The 15759-nt window shown below is 67.8% G+C and carries 9 protein-coding genes; 5 read left to right on the forward strand and 4 right to left on the reverse strand.

Going from position 1 to position 15759, the window contains the following annotated elements; all coding sequences use genetic code 11:
* Nucleotides 1–135: 135 nt before the first annotated feature.
* Nucleotides 136–1629, reverse strand: a complete 1494-nt coding sequence (locus tag VDQ18_RS17470; RefSeq protein WP_323022186.1) for a fused MFS/spermidine synthase — start codon at nt 1627–1629, stop codon at nt 136–138.
* A gap of 78 nt (nt 1630–1707) precedes the next feature.
* Nucleotides 1708–2166, reverse strand: coding sequence for an Lrp/AsnC family transcriptional regulator (locus VDQ18_RS17475; RefSeq protein ID WP_107750303.1), 459 nt, complete (start codon nt 2164–2166; stop codon nt 1708–1710).
* A gap of 140 nt (nt 2167–2306) precedes the next feature.
* On the opposite strand from VDQ18_RS17475, the gene VDQ18_RS17480 reads away from it, so the two are divergent.
* Both VDQ18_RS17480 and eda read left to right on the forward strand, forming a co-directional pair.
* The gene (locus tag VDQ18_RS17480; RefSeq protein WP_323022187.1) at nt 2307–5675 is read left to right on the forward strand and encodes an indolepyruvate ferredoxin oxidoreductase family protein; all 3369 of its coding nucleotides are present in this window, start codon (nt 2307–2309) and stop codon (nt 5673–5675) included.
* A gap of 464 nt (nt 5676–6139) precedes the next feature.
* Complete coding sequence (eda, locus tag VDQ18_RS17485) at nt 6140–6781, forward strand: bifunctional 4-hydroxy-2-oxoglutarate aldolase/2-dehydro-3-deoxy-phosphogluconate aldolase (protein ID WP_323022188.1); 642 nt, start codon at nt 6140–6142, stop codon at nt 6779–6781.
* On the opposite strand, the gene VDQ18_RS17490 is transcribed toward eda, so the two are convergent.
* Together VDQ18_RS17490 and dnaE are read right to left on the reverse strand one after the other, a co-directional pair.
* Nucleotides 6778–7569 (reverse strand): crotonase/enoyl-CoA hydratase family protein, encoded by a 792-nt coding sequence (locus tag VDQ18_RS17490; RefSeq protein ID WP_323022189.1) that lies wholly within the window; start codon nt 7567–7569, stop codon nt 6778–6780. The two genes, eda and VDQ18_RS17490, sit on opposite strands and share 4 nt — an antisense overlap.
* Before the next feature lies 1 nt (nt 7570).
* Complete coding sequence (dnaE, locus tag VDQ18_RS17495; RefSeq protein ID WP_323022190.1) at nt 7571–11065, reverse strand: DNA polymerase III subunit alpha; 3495 nt, start codon at nt 11063–11065, stop codon at nt 7571–7573.
* A 200-nt stretch (nt 11066–11265) separates the two neighbouring features.
* On the opposite strand from dnaE, the gene xdhA reads away from it, so the two are divergent.
* The 3 genes from xdhA to xdhC all read left to right on the forward strand — a co-directional run.
* Entirely contained in the window at nt 11266–12630 is a 1365-nt protein-coding gene (gene xdhA / locus VDQ18_RS17500) for a xanthine dehydrogenase small subunit (protein ID WP_323022191.1), read from the forward strand.
* Entirely contained in the window at nt 12627–14990 is a 2364-nt protein-coding gene (xdhB, locus tag VDQ18_RS17505; protein ID WP_323022192.1) for a xanthine dehydrogenase molybdopterin binding subunit, read from the forward strand. Before xdhA ends, xdhB begins: the two co-directional genes overlap by 4 nt.
* On the forward strand, nt 14983–15759 hold a 777-nt coding region (xdhC, locus tag VDQ18_RS17510), incomplete at its 3' end, for a xanthine dehydrogenase accessory protein XdhC (protein ID WP_323022193.1). The genes xdhB and xdhC, both read left to right, overlap by 8 nt.

The following is a 15759-nucleotide window of genomic DNA, read 5'->3' on the forward strand; positions in this document are numbered from 1 at the left end:
AGAAGCTGCAACAGCACGGCGGGCTGCGCGAGCCGCGCGAGACCATCGCCCAGGCTTGCGGGTTTGAACCCGATGAAGGCCCGTTGCTGGATTATCTGGAAGCGAAGTTCGGCGATATTTACGGGGTCTGAGGGCTCAGCCCTCGCCCCGGTCGCCCAGCAGCCGGTCGATCGGCGCATAATCGTCGGTGAAGACGACATGCGGGCGGGTCGCCAGGATGTCGTCGACCGACGAACCGGCCACGCGGATGGCAGCGCCCCAGGGCGTGGCGATCTGCGGCTGGGCGGTCGGCCCCTCGCCCGCCACCAGCACGAAGACGCGCCGGTTCTCGGCCGGGTCGTGCTGGCGCTCGGTCCAGACCTCGACCGAGGGCCAGACGGCGCGGGCGGTGGCGACCATCGAGGCCAGAACCTCCAGCCGGTCCATGTGGTCGATGACGTTCATGAGGTACACGCCGCCCGGGTTCAGCCGGTCGCTGACCTGCTGGAAGAACTCGCGCGTGATCAGGTGCTGCGGCACGGCGATGTCAGAGAACGCATCGCCGATGATGACGTCATAGGTCGTGGCCTCGCCGGCCAGCGTCCGGCGGGCGTCGGCATGGATGATGCGGTCGGCGCCGGGCTCGTACCAGAAATGGTCGATGGCGGCTTGTGTCACGGCCGGATCGACCTCGGCAACCGTGACCGCCACGGGCGTCTCGCGGGCGTGCCACGAGCGCGGGACGGTATAGCTGCCCCCGCCGATCAGGAAGGCGGACCATTGGTCCCGCCCTTCCATCCTGAGGCGCGGCAGACCCTCCAGCATGATCCCGTGCGGCGTCAGCATCGCCGTTGGGTCCTGCCCGTCCGCCACCCCGTGCACCAGATGGTCCAGCACCATGAAGCGCACCGGGGCGCCCGGCTCGCCCTCGTCGATCACCCGGATGCAGAAATAATCGCTCTCGACCGTGCAGGGGTCGGGCTGGGACAGGGCCGACAGCGCCAGCGCCGCCGGGGCCAGCAGCGCGGCGCTGCCCGCGCCGATCCCCGCCTTGCCACCCGCCGAGACCAGCGAGGCGATGCCAAGCGCGGCATAGACCACGGCTACCACGACCAGCGTGCCGACGGACCCCAGCCAGGAGATGAAGACGAACCCTGCCGCCAGCGTGCCCAGAATCGCCCCCCAGGCCCCGGCCGCGAACATCGCCCCCAATGCGCGGCCCTTGCGCTCGGGGTGCCGGATCACGGCGACCATCGACAGGATCGGCGCCGGGATGCCGGCGAAGAACGAGGGCAGGAAAAACACCAGCATGGTCAGCGCGATGATCGAGGCGACCGGATCCTCCAGCGCCGTGACCACCGGCCCGGCCGCGCCCCTCAGCACGAAGACCGCGCCCGCCGTGGTCAGCGAGGCGGCCAGCATCGCCCAGCCGTTTGCGCGCAATGCCGCCTCGGGCGTGCCCTCGGCCAGCCGCCCGCCGATCCAATGCCCGGCCGAGAACCCGGCCAGCACCACGGCGATGACCGAGGTCCAGGTATAGAGCGACATGCCGACATAGGGCGCCAGCATCCGGCCCGCCACGATCTCCACCACCAGGCTTGCCGCCGCCACGCTGGCCTGCACCGCCACCAGCACCCAAAGTCGATGCATGCCCACCCCGTTCCTGCGTCTCTGCCCGGCGCAACCTTAGTCCGCGCCCCGCCCGAAAGGCAATTGCACCCGACGCACTCAGGGACGCGGCAGCACCCGGCGCATCTTGATCGGCCGCAGCACCAGATGGGTCTGCACCTGGGCGATCCCCTCGATGCGAAAGAGCCCCTGCTCCATGAAGGCGTTGAAGGCCGCGAGATCGGCGCAGAGCACCCGCAGGTGGTAATCCATCGCCCCGGTGGTCGAGAAGCAATCCAGCACCTCGTCATGGCGCATGACCTCGGCGGTGAAGCGCTCCACCACCTCGCGGGAATGGCGGGCCAGCGTGATGTGGATCAGCGCGTGAAAGCCGAGGCCCGCCTTGGCTGCATCGACCTCGGCCCGATAGGCGCGGATCACGCCCGCCTCCTCCAGCGCCTTGACCCGCCGCCAGCAGGACGAGGTGGACAGCCCCACCCTTTCCGCCATCTCCTGGTTGGACAGCCGGGCGTCGGCCTGCAGCAGGTCGAGCAGCTTCCAATCGATTTCTTCCAGCATCGGCGCCGCCTCTGGCAAAACTGACCACTCAGACTAGGTAATCCGGAACGCCTGTGAAAGAAAGCCCATCCGCCCGGGCAAATCTGACACCCCTTTCCGCGTGGCCCGGCCTAGACTGGGGAAAAGCCCGGAGGTCCGCCATGAACGCCCCTAGCCGCCCCCTCGACGATTACGCCCTCGACGACCGCTACACCCGCCGCGACGGACGGGTGTTCCTGACCGGCACCCAGGCGCTGGTCCGCGCCACGCTGGATCAGGCGCGGCGCGACCGCGAGGCGGGGCTGAAGACCGCCGGTCTGGTCAGCGGCTATCGCGGCTCGCCCCTCGGCGGCGTCGATCTGGAGATGTGGCGCCAAAAGAAGCGCCTGACCGAGGCCGGGGTCGATTTCCTGCCCGCCGTGAACGAGGATCTGGCCGCCACTGCCATCCTCGGCAGCCAGCAGGTCGAAACGGCCGAGGGCAAGCAAGTCGAGGGCGTCTTCGGCCTCTGGTACGGCAAGGGGCCGGGGGTGGACCGGGCGGGCGACGCGCTGAAACATGGCAACGCCTATGGCTCGTCGCCGCATGGCGGCGTGCTGGTGGTGGCGGGGGACGACCACGGTTGCGTCTCCTCGTCGATGCCGCATCAATCGGACGTGGCCTTCATGGCCTGGTTCATGCCCTGCCTGAATCCCGCCTCGGTCGCTGAATTCCTGCCCTTCGCCGAATGGGGCTGGGCCTGTTCGCGCGCCAGCGGCACCTGGGTCGGCTTCAAGGCGGTCTCGGATGTGGTGGAAAGCGCCATGTCCATCGACCTGCCCGCCGACCGCGTGTTCCGCACGCCCGAGCTTGAGGATTACCCCGGCGGCTTGCACTACCGCTGGCCCGACCTGCCCGGCGTGCAGATCGAGGAGCGGATGGAGGCCAAGAAACGCGCCGTCATGGCCTTCGCCGAGGCCAACCCGCTGGACCGCGCCGAATACGGCCACGCCGCCCGTTTCGGCTTCGTCACCACCGGCAAGGCGCATCTGGACCTGCTGGAGGCTCTGTCGCTGCTGGGTCTGGACCGGGCGGCCTGCCAGCGCCTGGGCATCGACCTCTACAAGGTCGGCATGGTCTGGCCGCTGGCCCGCCGCGACGCACTGCGCTTCGTCGAGGGCAAGGACGAGGTGATGGTGATCGAGGAGAAGCGCGGCATCATCGAGAGCCAGCTCAAGGAGTATTTCTACGACTGGGACGGCGCCAAGCCCCGCCACATGGTCGGCAAGAACGACGAGAATGGCGCGCGACTGGTGCCCTGGACCGGCGAATTGACGCCGCGCCTGCTGCTGCCGCTGATCGCCCGGCGGCTGGACCGGATCTTCCCGGGCGAAGGCTTCCCGGCCCGCGCCGCCGCCATCCTCGGGCATCAGCCCAAGGTCCTGCAGATCCCCGGCGCCACCCGCACGCCCTATTTCTGCTCGGGCTGCCCGCACAACACCTCGACCAAGGTTCCCGAGGGATCCAAGGCGCTGGCGGGCATCGGCTGCCATTTCATGGCGTCCTGGATGGGGCGCGAGACGAGTTCGCTGATCCAGATGGGCGGCGAGGGGGTGAACCACGCGGCCAGCAGCCGCTTCACCGGAAAACCCCATGTGTTCCAGAACCTTGGCGAGGGAACCTGGTATCACTCGGGCTCGATGGCGATCCGGCAATCCATCGCCGCGGGCGCCAATATCACCTACAAGATCCTTTACAACGACGCGGTCGCCATGACCGGCGGCCAGCCGGTCGACGGCCCGGTCAGCGTGCAGGCCATCGCCGCGATCTGCCGGGCCGAGGGGGTGGAGCGGATCGCGCTGGTCTCGGACGACATCCGCAAGTTCCGCAAATCCGACCTGCCTGAGGGGACCAGTTTCCACGACCGGGCCGAAATGGATGCCGTGCAGCGGGAACTCCGCGAGATCCCGGGCGTCACGGTCCTGATCTACGAACAGACCTGCGCAACCGAGAAACGCCGCCGCCGCAAGCGCGGCACCCTGCCTGATCCCTTGAAATTCGCCGTCATCAACCCCGCGGTTTGCGAGGGCTGCGGCGATTGTTCGGTCGCCTCGAACTGCCTGTCGGTGGAACCCATTGAAACCGACCTCGGCCCCAAGCGGCGCATCAACCTCAGCACCTGCAACAAGGATTTCTCCTGCCTCGACGGCTTCTGCCCCTCCTTCGTGACAGTCGAGGGCGCCGAGCGGCTTAAACCCAGCCCGCAGGCCCGCCCCGAGCTTGAGGCGGCGCTGGCCACCCTGCCCTTGCCCGCCCTGCCGCAGGCCAAGACCTGGGACCTGCTGGTCACCGGCGTCGGCGGCACCGGCGTGGTGACGGTCGGCCAGATCACGGCGATGGCCGCGCATCTGGAAGGGCGCGGTGTCTCGGTCCTCGATTTCACCGGCTTCGCGCAGAAATTCGGCCCCGTGCTGTCCTACCTGCGCCTCGCGCCCCGGCCCGAGGATCTGACGCAGGTCCGCATCGACGCCGCCTCGGCCGATGCGCTGATCGGCTGCGACATCGTCGTGTCCTCCTCGCCCAAGGCCTCGGCCTGCCTGAACCCCGCAACGAAGGCGGTCGTCAACCTGGCCGAGATGCCGACGGGCGACATCGTGCTGAACCGCGACGCCTCGCTGAAGGTGCCGGCACGGGTCAAGGCGCTGGAGGCGGCGGTGGGCGAACTGGGCGCGCTGAACGCGGGCAAGGTGGCGGAGGAATTGCTGGGCGACACGGTCTTCGCCAACATGCTGATGCTGGGCTACGCTTGGCAGAAGGGGCTGGTGCCTGTGGGGCTGGAGGCGCTGCAAAAGGCCATCACGCTGAACGGCGTGGCGGTCGCGGCGAATGCCCGGGCCTTCGCCCTGGGGCGGCTGGCGGCGGTCGATCCCGCCGCCTTCCGCGCGCCCGAACCCGCCCCGGAGAGCGTGGCCGCGCTGGTCGAACGCCGGGCGACGATGCTCACCGCCTATCAGAACGCGGCCTATGCCGCGCGCTTCAAGGCGGCCCTGGCGCCCGTCGCGCATGACGAGGATCTGACCCGCGCTGCCGCCGAAGGCCTTTTCAAACTGATGGCCTACAAGGACGAATACGAGGTCGCCCGCCTGCACCGTGATCCCGCTTTCGCCGCCCAGCTCGCCCGCGATTTCGGCCCCGGCGCGCGGCTGAGCTATCACCTCGCCCCGCCCATGCTGCCCGGCAAGGATGGTCGCGGCCGCCCGAAGAAACGGCGTTTCCCGGGCTGGGCGATGGGCCCCGGTTTCGCGCTGCTGGCGCGGATGAAGGGGCTGCGCGGCACGGCCCTCGACTTTTTCGGCCGGACCGAGGAACGGCGTATGGAGCGGGCGTTGATCGGCTGGTACGAGGGCCTGATCGCCGAGGCCGCACAGGGCGACAAGGCGCGCGGGCTGGCGCTGCTGAAAGCGGCGCGCGGAATCCGGGGTTACGGCCCGGTGAAAGAGGCCGCGGTCGCCCGGGTGAAGGCCGAGGTCGAGGGTTTGACCGCCCGTTGAGGGCGGTTTTGCACAGGCTTCCCGCTGTGCATAGTTTTCCCGGCTTGGGGACAGGCTGTGGGTGAGTTGGGCGGCTTGGTTGACGAGCCTGCCGTCAACTCACCCGCAATCCATCGGCTTCATGATTCCTTTATTGACTTTATTACAATGCCTTGAGGAATACTCCTCACATCGCTGCGCAGCAGCATTCCGCGCCAGCCGACTCTGTCTGTGACGCCGGTTAAACAGCCTCCATTTGCCTGACATTCAGGCGCCTGTGGATAAGTTCGTGTATAGAATCGGCGATTAAGGCACCCGTACGTCCTTGAATCTCGCTTACCGGAACGCTCCGATTCTCCATTGTCTGACATATGGCACCCTCTCTCCCGCACCAACCCACAGCCTCAACCAGCACCCGTTAGCGGAAACATTTGCGTTTTGCGGGGGAATCCCCTAAGCGCAGAGCACGCTTGATGAGGTTGCCGATGACCCCTGCCCTGCAAAGCCACGCCACCCGCCTGCTCTGCGAGCTGGCCCCGGTGATTCCGGTGCTGGTGATCGAGAATCCGGCCCATGCCGCCCCCCTTGCCCGGGCATTGGTTGCGGGCGGCCTGCCGGTGCTGGAGGTGACGCTGCGCACCCCCGGAGCCATCGAGGCCATTGCCGAAATGAGCGCGGTGCCCGGCGCGCGGGTCGGCGCAGGCACGGTGCTGAGCGCCCATGATGTGTTGCGCGCCAAATCGGCGGGCGCCACCTTCGCCGTCTCGCCCGGCGCTACCGCCGGCCTGATCTCGGCCTGTTCGGCCGAGGCGCTGCCGCTGCTGCCGGGGGCGGCGACGGCGTCAGAGGTAATGGCGCTTCTGGAACAGGGTTACCGGACGATGAAGTTCTTCCCCGCCGGTCCCGCCGGCGGCCCCGCCTATCTGAAGGCGCTGCACGGCCCGCTGCCGCAGGCGACCTTCTGCCCGACCGGCGGCGTCAGCCCCGAGAATGCCCGCGACTACCTGTCGCTGCCCAATGTGGCCTGCGTCGGCGGTTCTTGGGTGGCGCCCGCCAAGCTGATGGCGGCGGGCGACTGGGACGGGATCGTGGCGCTGGCGCGTGAGGCGGCGGGCCTGCCGCGCTAATCGAAACGCCCGCCGCGCCCCGCGCCCGCGGCAAAGCGCGCGGCCCCGGCGGCACCTTCGGCCTTGACCATCCCGGCGCTGACCCATTCGCGACGAAGCGCTGCGGCCAAGGCCCCCGGTTCCATCCGCGCCGACAGGAAGTCCGCGCGCAGGCAGCCCTGCGGGAAGCGCGTCAGGCTGTCGGCCAGCTCCAGCGCTGCGGCCAGCGCCTGACCATTGGCGACCACGCGGTCGGCGAGCCCCATCGCCAGCGCCTCCTCCGCCCCGACCGGCCGCCCGGTCAGGATCAGGTCATTGGCCCGCCCCTGCCCGACGATCCGCGGCAAGCGCACGGTGCCACCGTCGATGAGCGGCACGCCCCAGCGGCGGCAGAAGATCCCGAACTGGGCGTCGGCATCCATGACACGCAGGTCGCACCAGAGCGCCAGCTCCATCCCGCCCGCCACGGCCGGGCCCTCGATGGCGGCGATCACCGGCTTTGACAGCATCAGCCGCGAGGGGCCCATCGGCCCGGGGATCGGTTGCGCGACCGGGTCCCAGTCTTCGGGCAGATCGAGCGCGGCGATCCAGTCCAGCCCCTCGGCGCCCGAGGCCGCTTTCAGGTCGAAGCCCGCGCAGAAAGCGCCGCCCGCGCCGGTGAGGATCGCGACATCGACCTCCGGGTCCGCCTCGAAGGCCAAAGCGGCGTCGAAGAGCGCCCGGGCCAGCGCCGGGTTGACGGCGTTGCGCGCCTGCGGCCGGTCGAGGGTCCAGACCCGAACCCGGCCGATGGTCTCGATCCGCAGCATGTCAGACCTCCTCGATGGCCAGAACCCCCTCGACCCGGCGCAGCTGGTGGCGCAGTTGCGGGGTCACGCGGACCTGACGGCCGGCGTCGATCTCGATCTCGCCGCCGGTCGTCCGGTCGGGCACGGAAAACCGCAGCGGGCCGAAGGCCTTGCGCGGCGCCGGGCCGGATTGTTCGTCGAAAAGCGCGATCAGTTCCGACAGCGCCGAGGCGTTTTCCAGCCGCACCTTCAACCCCGACGCACCGGCATCGGCCACCACGTCATCGACCGGTTGCGCGCCGCGGGCCAGCAGTTTCAGCGACTCGCCCTCCATCGTCGCCTCGACGGTCAGCACGACGTTCATGCCGGGGTCGAGGAACTGGCGGCTCGCTTCCAGCGTCTCGGAAAAGACCGTGACCTCGTAGAGCCCCGTCGGATCCGAAAGGCCGACAAAGGCGAAGCGGTTGCCGCGGGCCGATTTGCGTTCCTGCCTTGCGCTGACCGAACCGGCGATCTTGGCGACCAGCGGGCCCCGTTCCGCCTTGCGGGTCAGTTCGGCCAGCGTCAGCACCTCCTTGCGCTTCAAGGCCCCCGCGTAATCGTCGAGCGGATGGCCCGAGAGGTAGAAGCCGACCGCCGCGTGTTCGTTGGAGAGGCGATCCATCGGCAGCCAGTCATGACCGGTGGCCAGACGCGGCGGCGGCAGGTCGTCGCCCCCGGCGAAGAGCGAATGCTGGCCCGAGGTCGCAGCCTCGATGGAGGCCGAGGAATAGGCGACCAGCGCGTCGAGGCTGTCGAGCACCCGCTTGCGCGATTTCTCCAGCGCGTCGAAGGCGCCGGCGCGGGCCAGCATCTCCAACGGGCGCTTGCCGACGCGCTTCAGGTCCACACGTTTGGCAAAATCGGTCAGGTCGCGGAACGGCTGATCGCCGCGGGCCTCGACAATCAGCTTCATCGCCTCCACGCCGACGTTCTTGAGGGCGCCGAGAGCATAGACCACCTTGCCGTCGACCACGCTGAAGGTCGCCAGCGAGCGGTTGACGCACGGGGCGACGATGTCGATCCCCATGCGGTCGATTTCGCGCTTGTAGACGGCCAGCTTGTCGGTCAGGTGGATATCGCAGTTCATCACCGCGGCCATGAATTCGACCGGGTGATTGGCCTTCAGCCAGGCGGTGTAATAGCTGACCACCGCATAGGCGGCGGCGTGCGACTTGTTGAAGCCGTAGTTCGCGAATTTTTCCAGCAGGTCAAACACTTCGCCGGACTTCTTCGCGTCGATTCCATGGGTCGCCTTGCAACCCTCGATGAACTTCGGCCGTTCCTTCGCCATCTCCTCGGCGATCTTCTTGCCCATCGCGCGGCGCAGCAGGTCGGCCCCGCCGAGGCTGTAGCCGCCCATGACCTGGGCGATCTGCATCACCTGCTCCTGATAGACGATGATGCCCTGCGTCTCTTTCAGGATATGGTCGATGGTCGGATGGATCGATTCCAGCGGCCGGAGACCGTGCTTCACCTCGCAATAGGTCGGGATATTCTCCATCGGGCCCGGGCGATAGAGGGCCACGAGGGCGACAATATCCTCGATACAGGTGGGTTTCATGCGCCTGAGCGCATCCATCATGCCCGAGGATTCAACCTGGAAGACGGCGACGGTCTTGGCCTCGGCGTAAAGCTTGTAGGTCTTCTCGTCATCCAGCGGGATCGCGTTGATCTCATTGACCGCGCCCTCGGGCGGGTCATAGAGCGGCGTGCCATCCGGGGCGATATGCAGGTCGCGGCCCGAGGTATGGATCAGGTCGATGGCGTTCTGCACCACGGTCAGCGTCTTCAGACCGAGGAAGTCGAACTTCACCAGCCCGGCCTGTTCCACCCATTTCATGTTGAACTGCGTGGCCGGCATGTCCGAGCGCGGGTCGCGATAAAGCGGCACCAGCGCGTCGAGCGGCCGGTCGCCAATCACCACCCCCGCCGCGTGGGTCGAGGCGTTCCTGAGCAGCCCCTCGATCTTTTCGGCGTAATCGAGGAGGCGCGCGACCACCTCTTCCTTCGCCGCCTCGCGCAGGCGCGGCTCGTCTGCCAGCGCCTTGGTCACGCTGACGGGTTTGACCCCCTCGACCGGGATCATCTTCGACAGCTTGTCGACCTGCCCGTAGGACATCTGCAACACGCGGCCCACGTCGCGCACCGCGGCCTTGGACAGGAGCGCGCCGAAGGTGATGATCTGCCCCACCTTCTCGCGCCCGTATTTCTGCTGGACGTATTGGATCGTCTCCTCGCGGCGATCCATGCAGAAGTCGATGTCGAAGTCGGGCATCGAGACGCGTTCAGGGTTCAGGAACCGCTCGAACAGCAGCGAATAGCGCAGCGGGTCCAAGTCGGTGATGGTCAGCGCATAGGCCACCAGCGAGCCCGCGCCCGAGCCCCGGCCCGGCCCCACCGGAATGCCGTTGTCCTTGGACCATTTGATGAAATCGGCCACGATCAGGAAATAGCCGGGGAAGCCCATCTGTTCGATGATGTTCAATTCGAACGTCAGCCGCTCCTCGTATTCCGAGACCGGCGCCGCGTGCGGGATCACGGCGAGACGGGCGCGCAGCCCCTCCCAGGCCTGACGGCGCAGCTCCTCGACCTCGTCATCGGCGAATTTCGGCAGGATCGGCTTGCGCTTGTAGGCGGCAAAGGCGCAGCGCTTGGCGATTTCGACCGTGTTGTCCAGCGCCTCGGGCAGATCGGCGAACAGCGCCGCCATCTCTTCGGGGCTTTTCAGGTAATGCTGCGGCGTCAGGCGCCGGCGTGGCGATTGCTGATCGACATAGGCGCCTTCCTTGATGCAGAGGAGCGCGTCATGCGCCTCGAACATCTTGGCCTCGGGGAAATAGACGTCATTGGTGGCGACGATCGGCAGGCCCATGGCATAGGCCATTTCCAGGAACGGGCGTTCCGTCGCCTGCTCGGCCTGGGTCAGCGCGCCGCCCTCGCCGGGATGGCGCTGCAATTCGACATAGAGCCGGTCGCCATAGGTTCCGGCCAGGAAATCCATGATCTCCTGCGCGCGCGGCATCTGCCCGTCGCGGATCAGCCGCCCGACCAGCCCGTCCGGCCCCCCCGAGAGGCAGATCAGCCCCTCGGCGTGGCTGGCCAGCTCATCGGGCGTGACATGCGGCAGCGAACCGTCCGTGCGCAGATAGAGGCAGGAATTGAGCAGCATGAGATTCTCATACCCGCGTTCGTTCTGCGCCAGCAGGACAAGCGGTGCACCCGGCCGCGGCTTTTCCCCCGGCTGGCGCGCGGGCAATTGCACGTCGATCTGGCAGCCGACGATGGGTTGCACCCCGGCCCCCTTGGCCACGACCGAGAACTCCAGCGCCGCGAACAGAGCATTGGTATCGGTGATGGCGACGGCCGGCATGCCGCGCTTGTCGCAGGTCTTCACGAGGCTCTTCACCGGCACCGCGCCTTCCAGCAACGAATATTCGGTGTGCACTCGCAGGTGAATGAATCGGGGATTGGCCATGATCAGAGCTTATCCAGCGCGCAGGGACGTGCAAGGGTGACGCCATTTTCTACAGAACGGCGAAAATGCTTCTCGCGGATGCGGCAAGTCTGTGCTTGCCTGAAAAGCCCCGCCAATGTTCACTTGAACCCAAGAACAAGGGGCACGGAGGCGTCCTAGGCCGCCCTGACCGGAACGACAAGCCCCTTCGGGAGAGACGCATGACCGGCATCCATTTTGTCCTGAACGGCGCAGCTGTCACGGTGACGGGGCAGCCGCCGACCCGTACCTTGCTGGACTGGCTGCGCGAGGATCGCGGGCTCAAGGGCACCAAGGAAGGCTGCAACGAGGGCGATTGCGGCGCCTGCACGGTGATGGTGTCCGACGCGCGCGGCAGCCGGGCGGTCAATGCCTGCATCCTGTTCCTGCCGCAGCTGCACGGCAAGGTCGTGCACACGGTCGAAGGGCTGAAGGGCCAGCATCCGGTGCAGGCGGCGATGGTGGCCGAGCATGGCTCGCAATGCGGCTTCTGCACGCCCGGCTTCATCATGTCGATGGCCACCGGGCATCTGAACGGCGTGACCGATCACGACACGCATCTGGCTGGCAACCTCTGCCGTTGCACTGGTTATGCACCCATCGTCCGCGCCGCCGAATCGGCCAGCCGTGAGGCGGTGCCTGAGTGGTTGAAGTCTGAAGTATCCGCCGTCCCCGTGGTCGGACCACCCGAGGGCGTGGCCCTGCCCCGCTCCTCGGACGAACTCGCCGCCTGGTATGCGGCCCATCCCGACGGGCGACTCATCGCCGGGGCCACCGATGTCGGCCTCTGGGTGACCAAGCAATTGCGGGATCTGGGACCGGTGGCCTTCCTCGCCGGGGTCGAGGACATGCGCGGGATCGAGGTGACGGAGGACGCGATCCATATCGGCGCCGTGACCACGATTGCCGAGCTGTTGCCCGCCGTCGCGCCGCATCACCCCGGGCTTGCCGCCATGCTGCGCCGCTACGGATCCGCCCAGGTGCGCGAGGCCGCGACCATCGGCGGCAATATCGCGAATGGTTCGCCCATCGGTGACAGCCCGCCCGCGCTGATCGCGTTGGGGGCGACGCTTTATCTGCGCAAGGGCGATGCTCGGCGCTCGCTGCCGCTGGAGGATTTCTTCCTCGACTACGGGAAGCAGGACCGCGAGCCCGGCGAATTCGTCGAGGCCGTCAGCATTCCCCGCCAGCCCGACCGGCTGAAATGCTACAAGATTTCCAAGCGCTTCGATCAGGACATCTCGGCCCTCCTGGGCTGTTTCAACGTGACGGTCGAGGGGGGCCAGGTGAGCGCGGCGCGCATCGCCTATGGCGGCATGGCGGGCATTCCGAAACGGGCGGCGGCTGTCGAGGCGGCGCTGGTCGGCCAGCCCTGGACCGAAGCCACGATCACCGCCGCCCTGCCCGCCTTCGCCCGGGATTTCACGCCGATGTCCGACATGCGCGCCTCGGCCGGGTACCGGCTGGAGGCGGCGCAGAACCTGCTCCTGCGCTATTTCCTCGAGGATCAGGGCCTTGCCACCAATGTGCTGGAGGTCTCGGCATGAGCGTCCACAAACCCCTCCCCCATGACGCGGCCCCCCTGCATGTGACGGGCGAAGCGCGCTATGTCGACGACATCCCGACGCCCTCAGGCACGCTGCATCTGGCCTTCGGCCTGTCGAGTGTCGCGCATGGCGAAATCACGGCGATGGAGCTGTCGGCGGTTCGTGCGGCGCCCGGGGTGGTGGCGGTCCTGACCGGCGATGACATTGGTCACGCCGATTGTTCACCTTCAAACAATGATGAGCCGCTGTTGGCGCTGGGCATGGTGCATTACATCGGCCAGCCGGTCTTTCTGGTCATCGCCAACAGCCATCTCAATGCCCGCAAGGCCGCCCGTCTGGGCAAGATCACCTATGCCGAAAAGCCTGCCATCCTGACGGTCGAACAGGCGCTCGCCGCCAATTCCCGCTTCGAGGACGCTCCCCGCATCTGGGCCCGCGGCAACCTGCCTGACGGTTTCGCCAAGGCGGCGAAAGTGATCGAGGGGCGTCTGGAAATGGGCGGCCAGGAGCATTTCTACCTTGAGGGCCAGGCGGCGCTGGTCCAGCCGCAGGAGGGGGGCGACATGCATGTCACCTCCTCGACCCAGCACCCGACCGAGATCCAGCACAAGGTCGCCCATGCCCTGCATCTGCCGATGCATGCGGTCCGGGTCGAAACCCGGCGCATGGGCGGCGGCTTCGGCGGAAAAGAAAGTCAGGGCAACCACTTGGCCGTCGCCTGTGCCTTGGCGGCCCGGCTGACCGGCAAGCCCTGCAAGATGCGCTACGACCGCGACGACGACATGGTGGTGACCGGCAAGCGGCACGATTTCCGCATCGACTACACGGTCGGTGTCGATGCCGAGGGGCGACTTCTGGCGGTCGATTTCATCCATTACACACGGGCGGGCTGGTCGATGGACCTGACCCTGCCGGTCGCGGATCGGGCGATGTTGCACGCCGACAACGCCTATTGGCTGCCGAATATCCGCATCGAAAGCCATCGCCTGCGGACCAATATGTGCTCGGCTACCGCCTATCGAGGCTTCGGCGGGCCGCAGGGGATGCTGGGGATCGAGCGGGTGATGGACCACGTCGCCAGTGTTCTGGGCAAGGACGCGCTGGAGGTCCGGAAGGCGAATTTCTACCGCGCCAGCACGCCTGCAAAGGCAGGCCCCGGCACCGGCAAGCGGTTCAGTGCTGAACATTCGCCGAAAACGGTGGCTGCGCCCGGCATCCAGACGACGCCCTACGGGCAGGAGGTCGAGGATTTCATCCTGCACGAACTGGTCGCGCAGCTGGAGAAATCCTCCGATTATGCGGCCCGGAAGGCGAAGATTGCCGAATGGAACGCGGCCAATCCGGTGCTGAAGAAGGGAATCGCGCTGACGCCGGTGAAGTTCGGCATCAGCTTCACGCTCACCCATCTCAACCAGGCGGGGGCGCTGGTCCATGTCTATCAGGACGGCTCGATCCACCTGAACCATGGCGGCACCGAGATGGGCCAGGGCCTGTTTCAGAAAGTGGCGCAGGTCGCGGCCTCGGCCTTCGGCGTGCCGCTGGAGGCGGTGAAGATCACCGCGACGGATACCGCGAAAGTGCCGAACACCTCGGCCACGGCGGCGTCGTCTGGCAGCGATCTCAACGGGATGGCGGTCAAGGCCGCCTGTGACACGATCCGCGACCGGATCGCCGAACACCTGGCCGAGCGCCACCAGACCACCGCCGACAAGGTGACCTTCGCCGAGGGCCGCGTCAGCGTCGGCGGCTCGGAACTGACCTTCGCCGAGGCGGCGATGTCGGCCTATACCGCCCGCGTGAGCCTGTCCTCGACCGGCTATTACGCCACGCCGAAACTGGCCTGGGACCGGATCGCGGGCCAGGGGCGGCCCTTCTTCTATTTCGCCTATGGCGCGGCCTGCGCCGAGGTGGTGATCGACACGCTGACCGGCGAAAACCGGATCCTGCGCGTCGACATCCTGCACGACGCGGGCACCAGCCTGAACCCCGCGCTGGACAAGGGCCAGGTCGAGGGTGGCTTCGTGCAGGGCGCCGGGTGGTTGACCACTGAAGAATTGGTCTGGGACGACAAGGGGCGCCTGCGCACCCACGCGCCCAGCACCTACAAGATCCCGGCCTGTGGCGACCGGCCGCGGGTGTTCAATGTCGACCTCTGGGTCGGCGCCAACCCCGAGGACACGATCCACAAATCCAAGGCCGTGGGCGAGCCGCCCTTCATGCACGGGATCGCCGTGCTGATGGCGCTGAGCGATGCGGTGGCGGCCTGCGGAGACGGCTCGACCTATGTCAATCTCGACGCCCCCGCCACCGCCGAGCGGATCCTCGGCGCGGTCCGGCGCCAGCGGGGCGGCTATGTTTGATCGCGCCGCCCTCGCCCGCGCCGTCGCGGCCCATGGCGTGGTCACCCGGGTAGTGATCTGCGCGCATCAGGGCTCGTCGCCCCGCGAGGCGGGAACCGCGATGTTGGTCTGGCCCGGGGGCCAGGAGGGGACGATCGGCGGCGGCGCGCTGGAATACGAGGCCGCGGCCGAGGCGCGGCGGATGCTGCCGGGCGCGGCGGCGAAAACCCAGAAGATCGCCCTGGGCCCGGCGCTGGGCCAATGCTGCGGCGGCGCGGTGACGCTGGGGTTCGAGGTCTTCGACCGCAACGCGTTAACCACGATTCCCGAAACCGGCCTCCATTCCCGCCCCCTCGCCCGGGACGCCGCCGAGGCCCCGCTCGCCCTCCGGCGGGCCGAGAAAATCGCGCGGGGCGAAGGGGTTGCGGTGACGCGCTACCTGCAGGGGTGGCTCTCGGAACCGGTGGCGCCGAAGCCCCGTGACCTGTGGATCTGGGGCGCGGGCCATGTCGGGCGGGCGCTGGTGCATACGCTGACGCCCCTGCCTGGCCTGGCCCTGACCTGGGTCGACACCGACCGCGCCCGCTTTCCCGAAACCATCCCCGACAGCGTCACCCCCAGCATCGCCGCGAACCCCGCGACGCTGGTTGCGGAAGCGCCCGCGACCGCCGAACACCTGATCCTGACCTTCAGTCATGCGCTGGATCTGGACCTCTGCCACCGGATCCTCGCCCTTGGCTTCGGGGCCTGCGGGCTGATCGGCAGCGCCTCGAAATGGGCGCGGTTCCAG

Origin of the sequence: Pararhodobacter sp. (genome assembly GCF_034676075.1) — a bacterium.
GTDB lineage: Bacteria > Pseudomonadota > Alphaproteobacteria > Rhodobacterales > Rhodobacteraceae > Pararhodobacter.

What these genes read in the sequence shown, in the direction of transcription:
- VDQ18_RS17480 (WP_323022187.1), top strand. Translation starts at nt 2,307, where the DNA reads ATGAACGCCCCTAGCCGCCCCCTCGACGATTACGCCCTCGACGACCGC.
- VDQ18_RS17470 (WP_323022186.1), bottom strand. Translation starts at nt 1,629, where the DNA reads ATGCATCGACTTTGGGTGCTGGTGGCGGTGCAGGCCAGCGTGGCGGCG.
- eda (WP_323022188.1), top strand. Translation starts at nt 6,140, where the DNA reads ATGACCCCTGCCCTGCAAAGCCACGCCACCCGCCTGCTCTGCGAGCTG.
- dnaE (WP_323022190.1), bottom strand. Translation starts at nt 11,065, where the DNA reads ATGGCCAATCCCCGATTCATTCACCTGCGAGTGCACACCGAATATTCG.
- xdhB (WP_323022192.1), top strand. Translation starts at nt 12,627, where the DNA reads ATGAGCGTCCACAAACCCCTCCCCCATGACGCGGCCCCCCTGCATGTG.
- xdhA (WP_323022191.1), top strand. Translation starts at nt 11,266, where the DNA reads ATGACCGGCATCCATTTTGTCCTGAACGGCGCAGCTGTCACGGTGACG.
- VDQ18_RS17475 (WP_107750303.1), bottom strand. Translation starts at nt 2,166, where the DNA reads ATGCTGGAAGAAATCGATTGGAAGCTGCTCGACCTGCTGCAGGCCGAC.
- VDQ18_RS17490 (WP_323022189.1), bottom strand. Translation starts at nt 7,569, where the DNA reads ATGCTGCGGATCGAGACCATCGGCCGGGTTCGGGTCTGGACCCTCGAC.